Source organism: Cryobacterium sp. CAN_C2 (assembly GCF_015751745.1).
GTDB lineage: Bacteria > Actinomycetota > Actinomycetes > Actinomycetales > Microbacteriaceae > Cryobacterium.
The window spans coordinates 137,385-149,434 of record NZ_JADOUX010000008.1 but is presented as its reverse complement, the minus strand read 5'-3'; the positions used below and the strand labels follow the sequence as shown (position 1 = coordinate 149,434).

General features: G+C 61.2%; 11 protein-coding genes, 1 tRNA gene and 2 pseudogenes. 6 read left to right on the top strand and 8 right to left on the bottom strand.

Going from position 1 to position 12,050, the window contains the following annotated elements; all coding sequences use genetic code 11:
* Window positions 1–102: 102 nt before the first annotated feature.
* Both IWX77_RS08760 and IWX77_RS08755 read right to left on the bottom strand, forming a co-directional pair.
* Window positions 103–828 (bottom strand): annotated as a pseudogene (locus IWX77_RS08760) (IS256 family transposase); the annotation flags it as partial.
* A 384-nt stretch (window positions 829–1,212) separates the two neighbouring features.
* Window positions 1,213–2,697, bottom strand: coding sequence for an FGGY-family carbohydrate kinase (locus IWX77_RS08755; RefSeq protein ID WP_327012133.1), 1,485 nt, complete (start codon window positions 2,695–2,697; stop codon window positions 1,213–1,215).
* 59 nt (window positions 2,698–2,756) lie between these two features.
* Here IWX77_RS08755 and IWX77_RS08750 point away from each other — a divergent pair, with 59 nt between their 5' ends.
* The 3 genes and pseudogenes from IWX77_RS08750 to IWX77_RS08740 all read left to right on the top strand — a co-directional run bounded on the left by IWX77_RS08750 (window position 2,757) and on the right by IWX77_RS08740 (window position 5,983).
* Window positions 2,757–3,485, top strand: coding sequence for a hypothetical protein (locus IWX77_RS08750; protein WP_196844119.1), 729 nt, complete (start codon window positions 2,757–2,759; stop codon window positions 3,483–3,485).
* Between the two features lie 59 nt (window positions 3,486–3,544).
* Window positions 3,545–4,935: pseudogene (locus tag IWX77_RS08745) on the top strand (IS1380 family transposase).
* A 511-nt stretch (window positions 4,936–5,446) separates the two neighbouring features.
* Window positions 5,447–5,983 (top strand): hypothetical protein, encoded by a 537-nt coding sequence (locus IWX77_RS08740; RefSeq protein WP_196844118.1) that lies wholly within the window; start codon window positions 5,447–5,449, stop codon window positions 5,981–5,983.
* A 234-nt stretch (window positions 5,984–6,217) separates the two neighbouring features.
* Here the strand turns inward: IWX77_RS08740 and IWX77_RS08735 are convergent.
* From IWX77_RS08735 to IWX77_RS17440, 4 genes are all read right to left on the bottom strand, one after another.
* Window positions 6,218–6,294: transfer RNA gene (locus IWX77_RS08735), tRNA-Pro, on the bottom strand.
* A gap of 170 nt (window positions 6,295–6,464) precedes the next feature.
* Entirely contained in the window at window positions 6,465–6,809 is a 345-nt protein-coding gene (locus tag IWX77_RS08730) for a cupin domain-containing protein (RefSeq protein WP_196844117.1), read from the bottom strand.
* A gap of 240 nt (window positions 6,810–7,049) precedes the next feature.
* A complete protein-coding gene (locus IWX77_RS17445; RefSeq protein WP_442784447.1) occupies window positions 7,050–7,208 on the bottom strand; it encodes a hypothetical protein in 159 nt (52 codons plus the stop codon).
* Between the two features lie 3 nt (window positions 7,209–7,211).
* Window positions 7,212–7,598, bottom strand: a complete 387-nt coding sequence (locus IWX77_RS17440; RefSeq protein WP_442784448.1) for an alcohol dehydrogenase catalytic domain-containing protein — start codon at window positions 7,596–7,598, stop codon at window positions 7,212–7,214.
* 209 nt (window positions 7,599–7,807) lie between these two features.
* Here IWX77_RS17440 and IWX77_RS08720 point away from each other — a divergent pair, with 209 nt between their 5' ends.
* Window positions 7,808–8,626: an SDR family NAD(P)-dependent oxidoreductase gene (locus tag IWX77_RS08720; protein ID WP_196844116.1), complete on the top strand. Its 819-nt coding sequence runs from the start codon at window positions 7,808–7,810 to the stop codon at window positions 8,624–8,626.
* 126 nt (window positions 8,627–8,752) lie between these two features.
* Here the strand turns inward: IWX77_RS08720 and IWX77_RS08715 are convergent, their stop codons facing one another.
* On the bottom strand, window positions 8,753–9,307 hold the full coding sequence (locus IWX77_RS08715; RefSeq protein ID WP_196844115.1) for a hypothetical protein: 555 nt from the start codon (window positions 9,305–9,307) through the stop codon (window positions 8,753–8,755).
* 269 nt (window positions 9,308–9,576) lie between these two features.
* Between IWX77_RS08715 and IWX77_RS08710 the strand changes: the two genes are divergently transcribed.
* The gene (locus IWX77_RS08710; RefSeq protein ID WP_196844114.1) at window positions 9,577–9,753 is read left to right on the top strand and encodes a hypothetical protein; all 177 of its coding nucleotides are present in this window, start codon (window positions 9,577–9,579) and stop codon (window positions 9,751–9,753) included.
* Window positions 9,754–9,886: 133 nt separating this feature from the next.
* Here IWX77_RS08710 and IWX77_RS08705 read toward each other — a convergent pair whose 3' ends face one another.
* Window positions 9,887–10,693, bottom strand: a complete 807-nt coding sequence (locus IWX77_RS08705; protein WP_196844113.1) for an alpha/beta fold hydrolase — start codon at window positions 10,691–10,693, stop codon at window positions 9,887–9,889.
* A 212-nt stretch (window positions 10,694–10,905) separates the two neighbouring features.
* Here IWX77_RS08705 and IWX77_RS08700 point away from each other — a divergent pair, with 212 nt between their 5' ends.
* Window positions 10,906–11,964 carry a sodium:calcium antiporter gene (locus IWX77_RS08700; RefSeq protein WP_196844112.1) on the top strand — a complete coding sequence of 353 codons (1,059 nt, stop codon included), beginning with the start codon at window positions 10,906–10,908 and terminating at the stop codon, window positions 11,962–11,964.
* Window positions 11,965–12,050 lie beyond the last annotated feature (86 nt).

Sequence of the window (12,050 nt, the reverse complement as noted above, 5' to 3'; positions counted from 1 at the left end):
CGGAAATATTCGGTGGCCCCGAAACGCGCTACTCGCCACATCACCCCGTGGCCCCGAACGTCAATAACACTGGCCCCCACGAGCGCAAATACTCAACACGGTGCTGATGGCCTTCTTCAGGCCGGTGTGGGCGTCGGAGATGACGAGTTTGACACCGTCCAGGCCGCGGGCCTTCAGCGACCGGAGGAACTCGGTCCAGAAGGGCTCGTTTTCGCTGTCGCCGACGTCGAAGCCGAGGACTTCGCGGCGGCCGTCGGCGGCAACGCCGATGGCGACGACCATCGCTTGGGAGATGACGCGGTGGTTGACGCGGGCCTTGCAATACGTGGCGTCGAGGAACACGTAGGGGTAGCCGGTTGCGCCGAGGTCACGGTCACAGAACGTGGCCACTTCACCGTCGAGATCCGCGCAAATCCGGGACACTTCGGACTTGGAGATGCCGGTATCGGCGCCGAGGGCCTTGACTAAGTCGTCGACCTTCCGGGTCGAGACGCCGTGGAGGTAAGCCTCCATGACGACGGCGAACAGGGCCTGGTCAACGCACCGGCGCCGCTCGAGGAGGGCGGGGAAGAACGACCCTTGGCGGAGCTTGGGGATCTTCAGATTTAAGTCGCCGGCCGTGGTCGTCAAGACCCTCGGTCGAGTCCCGTTGCGCTGCGCGGTGCGGTCATCGGAGCGTTCGAATCGGGCGGCACCGATGTGCGCGGTGGCCTCGGCATCGATGAGTTCTTGGTAGAGCGTTTCGGTCACCGTTCGGATTCGATCGGTGACGTTGGTGAGTTTGAGTTCCGCGAGGAGCGCAAGCAGGGCAGACTGGTCTAAAGCCATCGTGTGATGTGTCTTTCTGTGAGTTCTTTGATCGGTACTCACTGACCATCGCACGATGGTTTCTTTCGTTGTTAATCCAACGATTCAAACCCCGGGAAATACACCACTCAAGGGGACGCAACCAAAACTCGCCAACATTGTCGCCGCGATTCAAAATCCTTGACGGAGCGGGATATTCTGAAAAAATACAGCATCTCGACGGGCCTGTTCAGTTCAAGTCCGACCGGCGGTGTGGCTCACCATGAATAGGAGATCGCTGTTTCTGGGTTTTTGTTGGGTGCATGGGACGACTTGAATGGCCAGTTGTGGTCCATGTCGAATACGGTCTACTCGGCATGGCCCGGAAGCCCTGCCAAATTCGCGGGTGCTGCCTCGCAAAGTGCCTCAGCTGGTGTACTGAACTTCGGCGAGTTGGTGGGCCAGTGCTCTTGTCTGTGGGTACAGCTGCAGGTAACTGGCGAACAGAGCGTCGTAGCGCTCTGCCGTCAGCGGATTTGGGGTGATGCGATGTGACTCAGGGTTCCACGTCTCGATGCTGGTCTCGGCCACCAGGCCTGCGGCCAGAAAAGCCGCTCCGAAACTCGCTCCGATTGACGTCTTAGTGATCTCTTGCACGAGCCCGGTGACATCCGAGACGATCTGCGTCCACAGGCCTCCCTGGGTGCCTCCGCCCACAGCGATAATGCGGTCAATCGTCGCCCCGGCTGCACGCATCTGCTCGATATTGTGCCGAATACCGAAGGCTGTCGCCTCGAGCGCCGCACGGTACAGGTCGCCACGAGTATGACTGAGAGTGAGCCCCGCAATAACTCCGCGGGCATCGGGATCGTTAATAGGGGTGCGCTCGCCTGCGAAATAGGGAAGCATAAGCAGCCCGTTCGAGCCGGGCGGTGACGCGGCGGCCTCGTTGAGAAGAATGGGGTAATCGATGTCACCGAAGAGGTTTTTGAGCCACGAGGTGATGGCCCCTGAGGTGGCCATGCCCGCAGCGAAATTGTAGGTTCCCTCGAACGCTCCGACGGTGCCCCACAGTGCGGGGTGTAGGCAGCGCGTCGCACTCGTGTTCACGAGAAAGAGTGTCGTTCCGTACATCAGCATGAGGTCGCCCGGGTGTTGTGCCCCCACGCTGACGGCCTCGGTCCACGCATCGATCGTGCCGACGATCACCGGGATTCCCTCAGGAAGACCGGTCTCAGCTGCGGCAGTACTGGTAAGAGCTCCGGCGGCCTCGCCCGGCCACTTCAGCAGCGGCAATTCGATTGCCCCGCGCAGCTGATCAGCCCAGGGCTCGTACCACTCAAGCGCCACGGTGTCGTAAAGAGGCGTCGATTGGCTCGCCGAGTGGTGATCAAGAACATAGGCGCCAGTGAGGTTGAAAGCGAGCCATGATGCCGGCATGAATAGGCGGCGAGCACGCGCCCAGACTTGCGGTTCATGTTCGGCAATCCAAGCTAGCTTGGGGCCGGCGGCCTGGCTGGACAGCATCGAACCACAGCGCTGCAGAATTGTCTCGGCACCGAGGGTCGCGTTCCAGTGCTCTATCTGTTCGCTGGCCCTCGTATCCACGCCGTACAGAATTGCCGGGCGTAGAGGTTTAAACTCGTCGTCGGTGATCAGCACGCATGGTCCCATGCCGCTCACGCCGACAGCGAGAATGGGAGCGGATGCCGTCGCAGTCAGTTCTCGCGCAATCTCAGCGAATTCCCGCCACCAGATATCGGCATCCATTTCGACATGGCCCGGGTGTGGACGGCTCGGCTCGTGTGATCGTGTGGCTGTCGCAACGATACGTCCAGCGACGTCGACGAGCACGCCCTTGGTGCTCGAGGTTCCGATGTCGAGGCCGAATATCAGCCCGGTGGAGTTCACTGGTCGCCTAGATCGCGACGTCGCCGACGACGTGCACGGTCGCTCCGAGGCGGTCGGGCGTGATCGGCCGACTCGGCATCAGGCGTGTGCGCGACTTGGAAATGGTTGGCTTTGTGCCGGGCAATGAACTGGTCGCGAGTGGCACCGTGCAACACGGCTTGATTGATCGGCCATTCAGGGTTTGTCGCCTCCCAACGTCGCTCGGTCTCCTCCGCCGGAAGCGCGAGCGCGGTGTTAAGCCCAGTGTCGAAGTGGAACTCGCCGTTGGCGATGTACAGACGCGACCACCCGAACTCTCCCGGCGTGGCGACGCCATTGATGGTGCTGCCACCGAATCGAAAGTCCACCGGATTCTGGCGCGAGCCGACCGCACAGGTGGAGTGGACCTGTATCGTTCGGCCCTTTTTTTGACCGGCGTCAACACAGGGGAACGAAAGGATGCAGCCGAGGCACAACCCGACATCAGCACGGTCAACGCGACCCCAGCTGAAAGGGCACCAACCATGCTCGCACTACGCTTGAAACTGATTCTCATTCGATCCTCCACTACAGATCGTATTGCGACGTTCACAGTGTGCGTGACTACGGCCATCAGGGCAAGTCGGAAGCTTCAGGTGTACCCACGCTCGGAGGCAGCCCTCAAGCCAGCCGTATTGAAGCTGAACCGACACCTGGCAAGTGATGCCGGCACGACTCGGTCGGCCGAAATTTGTAATGGGCGCCTTAGCCTCGATGCACCGATCGGGCTGAGATGGCAGCGGCGCGTTAAACCGAGAATGCCCTTCTGATCAGGTAAAATGGGACTTATCTAGAGTTCACATTAACCAAAAAGAGGAGCATCTCGTAGATGCAAGTTTGGCACACCGCCCGCGCCATCACTGCTTCATTCGATGACAGAAATCTCGTGTCTGTTGCCGGGCTGGTTCCGGTGATGAAATTGGCCGAGAAGGCAGGCCTGCGAAAGCTCGGCGACAAATGGTTAAGCGTCCCAACGGACAAAGGAGCCCACGCCGGTTTGAAGGTCGCGTCTCTGGTGGGCGGCATGGTCGCCGGGGCGGACTCCATCGCCGATATGGGCGTCCTGCGCCATGGTGGTATGCGGAAACTGTTCGGCAACCTTTACGCGCCGTCGACACTGGGATCGTTCCTGCGCTCCTTCACGTTCGGTCACGTCCGTCAACTCGATGCTGTCGCGTCCAGGTTCCTGATCAACCTCGCTGCCCTCACCCCGCTCGTGGTTCACAATCCCGTCGACCCGTATGTGTTTCTGGATGTGGACGATACGATCATTGAAGTCCACGGGTATCAGAAACAGGGCTCGGGCTACGGATACTCTAAAGTTCGCGGCTTGAACGTCTTCATCGCGACGCTGAAAACAGTGGCCGGTGCGCCGATTATCTTGGCCCAGCGGTTGCGCCGGGGTCCGTGCTGGTCCCCGCGCGGTGCCGACCGCCTCATCCAAGACGCCCTCGCCGCCCTCCGTCGCCTCCCCGAGATGAGTGCCGTCCCGGTCCTGTTTCGAGCCGATTCTGCGTTCTATATTTACGACGCCATCCACGCCGCCCTCAAACGCGGAGCCGACGTGTCCGTGACCGCCCGACACGATTCCGCCGTGAAGAAAGCGATCGCAAGGATCCCTGAAACCGCGTGGACACCGATCAAATACACCGACGCGATCTTCGACGAAACCTCCCAAACCTGGATCTCCGACGCCGAAGTCGCCGAGGTCCCCTACACCGCGTTCCTCTCACGGAACAACGGCATCACCGGGCGACTGGTCGTGCGGCGCATCCCAGAATTGAACAAGAAAGCCGACGCTGGCCAGCTCACTTTCTTCGACCTGCACCGGTTTCACGCGTTCTTCACCACCAGTACCCTGAACACCGTTGAGGCGGATAAAACGCACCGCGCTCACGCCGTGATTGAACTCGTCAACTCCGATTTGAAAAGCAGTGCGTTGGCCCACCTGCCCTCGGGTGTATTCACCGCCAACGCGGCCTGGTTGGTCTTGGCGGTCATCGCCTTCAACCTCACTCGCGCTGCTGCGACCGTCGCCGGGACGGGTCTGGCCCGCGCCACGACCGCCACCATCAGACGCAAACTCGTCCAAATTCCGGCACGCATCGCATCGTCCGCCCGCCGCATCACCCTGCACTTACCCGAAAATGGCCGTGGGAAACAGGCTGGACCCACCTCTTCAATCACAACTTCGGACCCCCTGGAATAGCCGCCCTCTGACCATCCGCCGAAAACCGGCACGACTTGGACAACACGTGGAACTGCTGGGCAGCGAGGCCCACCGATCAAACACGCCATAACGAGCGACCGCGCTCAAAATCCGAAACCGGCGCCCAGGCCCAGCGGGTCGGTGCATCGAGGCTTAGCCCTTGGTCTGGAAGCCGGGGTCGGCGACGCAGACAAGCAATACTGGGCCAACTCACTCGCCGAACGCCTCCACGAGCCCGCCTTCAACTTAGGGTTCACGCCGTCCACGGACTACCGTACCGACCGTCTCGGGCATTAGGGCGGCGACCACGGCGCCCTCTACATCGAAGGCGGCACCTACTGTCCCGCAACTCCCGCACCCCTGCAGAACGCCACCAAGGACCTCTTAGGCGCCGTCATCGACACCGAAACATACCGAGCACGTATCGCAGGCTGAACCGCATTCAAACTTCATGTCAAGGAAAAACCTGATGCCAAAGGCCGCACCGTGCTGCGCTGCCCCGCACTCGGCCCCAGCCCCACAGTGACCTGCCCTCTCCGCGAGCTCCTCAAGACCCGGAAAGTTCTGAAAGGAGTCGAGGAAGAAAACCTCCCGGACTTCGCCGACAAGATTTGCACTCAACACTCGGTATCATTCGACACCGCCAAGAATCGCCGCACCGCACAAGCATTCGAGTACGGAACTAAGGAATGGGACAAGTTTCACACCCACGCCCGAAACAGCATCGAGTCCCTCAACAACCAGGTGAAAAGCGGCGGCACCGAAGACATCGAATCCGCCAGCCGCCGCCGCGTCCGTGGCTTTGGTGCCGCCCAAATCATCGTCACGATGCTGCTCACCAACTTCAACCTGCGCAAAATCGCCGCCTTCATCAGCGACAAGATCAAAGACGACGCCAAGAAGCAGGTCAACGGCGAGCCCCCAGTCGCGCTCGTCCGACGTCGCGATCGCGAATTCCACAACCCCTACACGGACACCTACCCGCCCGATGTAAAGCGGCCGACCAAACCCAAACGCTCAGACAGCGACGAAACCGGCGGACCACCACGAAGAACCTAAACGGCCACATACGCCGCCACTACCGCCCGAGAGGGCAAGCCTCCCCGCATTGCGAACAATCCGACGCGCCCCAAAACACAAAAAACCACCGCAGACACGGTCGCGGTCGTCGAATCGCCGACACAGTCCCACGAACACACCGCTTAAACCAGAAATCGCTCCTGAGAATACTCAGGAGCGATTTCTTTTTGTTCCGACCGGGCCGTTTCGTGAACAGTTTCGCGAACGGCCCTTTGGTCGGGCTGACAGGATTTGAACCTGCGACCCCTTGACCCCCAGTCAAGTGCGCTACCAAGCTGCGCCACAGCCCGCCGCCTCCGCAACGCGATTTCAAAGTTCGAAACCTGCAGAAGACAACTGTAAGAGCTTACCGCTTTATGTGTGGGCGCAGGAACACGACTGTGTCACTCAGGCGATTTCTGGGTCAAGCGATAAGAACGGTGAAACCGAAATCGGCGGCCAGCGTGCGAATGACCAGGGTCTAGGCCTGCTCGATGATGTCGACCGAGATCTCCACAGCCGGTGTCGTGCCCGTGTTCTCGAGCCAGTGCGTGGTGTGCCTGTCTTCGGGCCAGCCCGGTCCGGGCCCGTACTCCTGAGACTCGCCGTTTCGGTGGACGGTGATCGTTCCCTGAAGAATATAGACCGTGCCCGGCCTGCCCACGTGGTCGTGAATCGGGCCGAAGACGCCCCCTGGTTCGATGGTTACTTTGCGCATGCGGAGTTGCCGCCCGGCCAGGCCAACAAGCTCGGAGCCAAGATCGACTGCGGCCAGCAGTTCGATCGACACGCCTCTCGATTCCGGTATCGCCTGTTCCTTGCTCATGACAACCCCTTTCGATAGACCCGGCAGTCAAGCGCGGGACATCATTCTCCACTGCGAACGCCAAAACGTCCACGGTCAGTACGGAACCAGCCCGCCTTCGTGCTGGGCGTGGGCGTGCTTGCCATGAACTCGGTGTTGGCCGCGCCAAACGCGAAACTCGAACGATGAACCGGCTGGAACAAACGGATGCCCCGGGTCGCCTTAAAAAAGGCGGCCCGGGGCATCCGTTCTGTTCGTGCGTTACGCCGAACGGGTCTCGTTGGCGAAGGTCGCTAGGTCGATGACGAAGCGGTAGCGCGCGTCGCTGAGGATGACGCGCTCGTAGGCCTCGTTCCCCTGGTCGACCGAGATGATCTCCACGTCGGCGCCGATGCCGTGGGCGGCGCAGCAATCGAGCATCTCCTACGTCTGGCGGATGCCGCCGATCTTTGACCCGGCGATGGACCGGCGCTGCGAAGCGAGCCAGAACATTTTGATCTCGTCGGGCTCGGTGGGGATCCCCACGCCCACGCCCACGTCGACGCGGTCGCCGACGCGGTAACGGGTGACGTCGCTGCCGACGGCGGAGACGATGCCGGCAATCTCGTGGCCGGGAGCCACGGGGAAGAGCCCGACGCCCCATTCGTCGCGGGCCTGGTGGATGTCGGAGTGGCAGACACCAGCGAATTCGATGTCGATCGCAACGTCGTTGGCACCCGGCGTGCGCAGTCCAATTTGGGTGCGAACGAGGGGCTGGTTGGTCGCGGGCGTGGCGAGGGCGGGAACGGTGAGGGTGATGAGAACGTCCAATACGTAGTTGGGTGGCGGAGAAAACCGGGCTGGGGCACGACATCCTTAGGTCGGACGTCTGCAGGTCGGACGTCGGCGACACCGTGCGCATTCCACAGATCGCGAGGCGGCGCTCAATGAGCCGCCCACGGCATCCGTTTCTGCCCGTAGGGGTTCGCCGTAGTTCGTGTTGTACGCTTCAGCTCGGCTCAAGACCCTAAGGAACAACCATGATCAAGACCATCATCATCACCGGTGCCAGCGACGGTATTGGAGCCGCCGCCGCCCGCCGGCTCTCTGACCACGGCCACCGCGTTGTTGTTGTGGGCCGGTCGAAAAGTAAAACGGCCGATATTGCGCACCACATTGGGGCGCAGTACTACCTGGCAGATTTCGCGGACTTGTCGCAGGTGCGCCACTTGGCCGAGGAACTGCTCGCTACATATCCGTTGATCGACGTGCTCGCCAATAACGCCGGCGGAATCATGGGCGCACGCACCGTGACCATTGACGGCAACGAGATGACCTTTCAGGTCAACCATCTCGCTCCGTTTCTTTTGACCACCCTGTTGCTGCCGAGCCTCGTGGCGGGCCAAGCGACCGTGATTCAAACGGCGAGCGTGGCGGCGCGCTTCTTTGGCAAGTTCAACATTGACGACCTGCAGAACGCCCGCGATTATGCACCACAAACAGCCTACGGAAACGCCAAACTGGCGAACATTCTGTTCACCAAAGAGCTGCAGCGTCGCTACGCAGACCAAGGCATTGCAGCCGTCTCATTCCACCCAGGTCTGGTCGGAACCAGCTTCGCCAGCGACACCACCCATCCCATGCGCCGTTTGTACCACGGGCCGCTGAAGCGACTGCTAACCATCACACCCGATAAGGGCGCCGACCAGTTGGTTTGGCTTGCCGAGGGCGTTGCCCGATCGACGTTCGAAGCCGGCGAGTATTACGAATCGAAAAAGGTCGCGAAGAAAATCAATGCGGATATGAACGACGCCAACCTGGCTCGCCAGCTGTGGGAGCGATCAGAAGAGCTGGTCTGATCACGTCCATAAATGACAGCTCTTCGAACGTGCTTACCTCACGCACGCTCTCGCGCGAGGCCAGTACAGCCCGCAACCACGCCACGAGCCGATTTTGCGGACTCGTGGCGGGCGCAGACATCCGCCTTACTTTCGCAAACTCTTCAAGGTCGTTTGAAACAGGCCCTTGATCGGCCGCTGCTGTTCCCCCTGCTGCGCGGCGAGCACGATCAGCACGAGTGTGAGTGCGGGCGTGAGCCACTGAAAAATGCGCTGCTGGCGTTGAGCGGATGCGAGCGCGTCGGAGCTTTCCTCGGCCGGCTCGGTCACACCCTCCGTCGGTTCACCTTGGTGATCACTGATTCTCTTGCCGAGAATTCCGGAATACGCGGTGGTTGCGAGGGCAACGAGTGTCACGCCGGTCTTAATGGTCGTGTTGGTTCTGCTCTCTTCTTGCCCGATCAGGCGCATCTTGTTGCCCTTGATGAGACCGAGACCCCCGATGCCGTGAGCGGCAAGTGCAGCCAATTGCACGGGCGCCCACCTGGCCCAGCCGATCGACGACAGCCGAAGTCGTTCGGCAGGGGATTTTGCTTTGGCCGCTGCGCCGTTCAGCCCGACGGCTCCCATGAGCGATCCGCCAAACCAGGCGGCCAGCCCGATATCGTGCAGGCTTCTAACGACAGTGTTGCGATGGATCATGTGTCCTCCAGGATCGTGGTCTGTTCCGGCATTTTTCCACAGAGTCGTTCAGAGGCAAGGCCGAGTCACCTGATTTCTGATTTGCCGACACTCCGTTCTGGGTGTCAACGTGCGCGAAGAGGGTGCCATGAGCGGTGACGATGATTCAGCCGCAGCGAGCCGATGACAAGCCGCCGCCCAGCCATTGGTAGAGCGGATGCAGCGGAGGGCGCCTGCCTTGCGGGTAACCGCCGGTCTGTCTGCGCAGCGCTCTCCGAAAGGGTGCACCGGTGATCCTCAGCTTTGACATCGTGCTGCTCGTGGCAGCGGTGCTCGCCCCGACCGATCCAATGTTCGCCTCGGCTATTGTTGGCCGGATTGAGATTCCGGCCCCTATTAGCGATCACCTGATACCAATCCGGCCCGGTGACAACACCCCCCGGATCATCAACGACTGGGGGCAATAATCATGCCGGACCCGACGGGCCAACGTCCCCCGATGATCACTCCATCCGGGGATACGAACAAGGTAACGGGGAACGCGCGACCGCAGCCTGGTTTGGCAGGATCGCGCCCGAGCCGCCCAGCAGTGACCCGTGTCTACTCTTCGGCCTCGGCCGGGTGCGGCGCGACGTGCTCAAGAATGCGATCCCACTGGGTGGCGATGCTCAGTGATCGACCGTTCTGCACCCGCACAGTCGTCGCGTTGGGCAGGTGGGATTGAAACCACAGCGCATCAGCCGATGAGATCAACGGGTGGTCTTCGCCATAGATCAGCTTCGTTGACGCCCGCGCTTTCTTGAGCTCCTTCGGGTCGCTGAGGGAACTTTGGTCGGTGTCGAATCCGGCGCTGCCCTGCACCGCTGCTTCGTCGAGCATGCGGTCTAATCGGTTGCGCAGCCCCGGGCGATTCAGTGCGGGGTCGGTGGGGTCGATTCCTAGGTAATCCAGGGTGAAGGGCAAGGAGCTGAGTATGGGCGGCGCAAACGGTGGCGCGGGCGTGTCGATGAGCGCGACCCGGTCCACGAGGTCGGGGTGCCGGGCTGCCAGGGCAATGGCGACGAGACCGCCCGTCTGCCAACCGACAACGCCGATGAGGCCAAAGCGAGTGTGCGCAATCGAACGGGCGCTCTGCTCGGAATCGTTGATGAACGCTGCGATATCATCGGCGCGTTCCTCGAACGAGGCGGGTTCATGGGCGCCGAGCGGCTCGGAGGCCCCGTAGCCAGGCCGATCGAAGCTGAGCAGGTGAACGCCGCCCTGGGCGGTAACGATGGGATCAGGATCGAAACCACCGGCGCCCGGGGTGGGGTGGCAGAACACGACAAGCCGCAACGATCGTGGATCTCCGAAACCCGTGACGCCGACCTTGCGGCCGCCAGCCAATTCGAGCAGTCGATTGGCCACATGACCTCCTCGTCGGGCACTGAGATGCCGCCTTGCCTGGGCTGCCGCCGCGTCGCGCGGGAAGCGCCGCGAAATCCGTGGATGGCTCAGCCGGTGCGGCCTGTGGCGATTGTAGCCATGATTGCTGTGCTCGCCGACTTTGGTGACCCGTTCAGCGGTCCACCCACTCTAAAGTGATCTCAAACGTTGAGGCACTCGAAGTGGAGCACGATATGTCGTCCTGGCCGCTCTGGCTGCTCGCCGTCATCTTCATCGCTGGTGCCTTCGTGATTTGGGTGGCCGGCGTCCAACTGTCAAAGACAACGGATGTGCTCGATGCGCGACTGCATCTCGGCAGCGCTTTTGGTGGTCTCATCGTGCTGGCCGTTGCAACAAATCTTCCCGAGATTGCCATCACTGTCAGCGCCGCGCTCTCGGGCAATCTCGACATCGCAGTGGGTAATATTCTGGGTGGCATTGCCCTACAAACCGTGGTCCTGGCTGTTTTGGACTTCTTCGGTAAGCGGGGACAGGGAGTGAAACCCCTGACCTATCGGGCCACCTCGCTGACGCTGGTACTGGAAACACTCGTCGTTGTTGCCGTTCTGGCGGCGGTCATCGCCGGGAGCCAATTACCGTCGACCCTCGTTTTCGCTCGGCTCACTCCCGATGTGCTGATGATCGCAGCATTGTGGATCGTCGGACTTTTTCTCATTCAGCGAGCTGGCAAGGGCTTGCCATGGCACGAAAGCGGTAAGGCTCCGGATGCGTCGCCGCACGTGTCGGGACACCGCCGACACACCCCAGAAAAGAAGATGAGCGTGCGCCGAGCGGCCATTGTGTTCGCCGTGTCGGCCGCGGCGACCCTGGTCGCGGGTGTGGTGCTGGAGAGAGCGGGAGAGGCAGCATCCACTCAAATCGGTCTTTCGGGAGTGCTGTTCGGCGCGACGGTACTCGCTTTGGCGACATCTCTGCCGGAGATTTCGACGGGCCTACAGGCGGTGAAACAGGGCGATGACAACCTCGCGGTGAGCGACATTCTCGGCGGAAATGCGTTTCTGCCCATGCTATTTCTGGTCGCCACCATGATCTCCGGCGCCGCCGTCTTGCCGCAGGCCACGGCCAGCGATATCTATCTCACTGCGTTGGCCATGCTTCTCACCCTCGTGTACACCGTTGGTCTCATCTTTCGACCGAAACGACGCATCGCCGGGATGGGAATCGATTCCCTCGTTGTGCTGGTGCTCTATGTCGTGGGAATCGGGGGACTGTTCGCTATCGCAGCGGCATAGGTCGTGAACATTTGCACCCGCTGCCTTCCGAGCAACGTCGTTCTGGGTAGATTCACCCCGTAGCGAAACGATGAAAGGGATGGCTG

Coding starts and splice junctions, on each gene's coding strand:
- IWX77_RS08715 (WP_196844115.1), bottom strand. CDS start 9,307: ATGATCCATCGCAACACTGTCGTTAGAAGCCTGCACGATATCGGGCTG.
- IWX77_RS08730 (WP_196844117.1), bottom strand. CDS start 6,809: ATGAGCAAGGAACAGGCGATACCGGAATCGAGAGGCGTGTCGATCGAA.
- IWX77_RS08700 (WP_196844112.1), top strand. CDS start 10,906: ATGTCGTCCTGGCCGCTCTGGCTGCTCGCCGTCATCTTCATCGCTGGT.
- IWX77_RS08720 (WP_196844116.1), top strand. CDS start 7,808: ATGATCAAGACCATCATCATCACCGGTGCCAGCGACGGTATTGGAGCC.
- IWX77_RS17445 (WP_442784447.1), bottom strand. CDS start 7,208: ATGCTCGATTGCTGCGCCGCCCACGGCATCGGCGCCGACGTGGAGATC.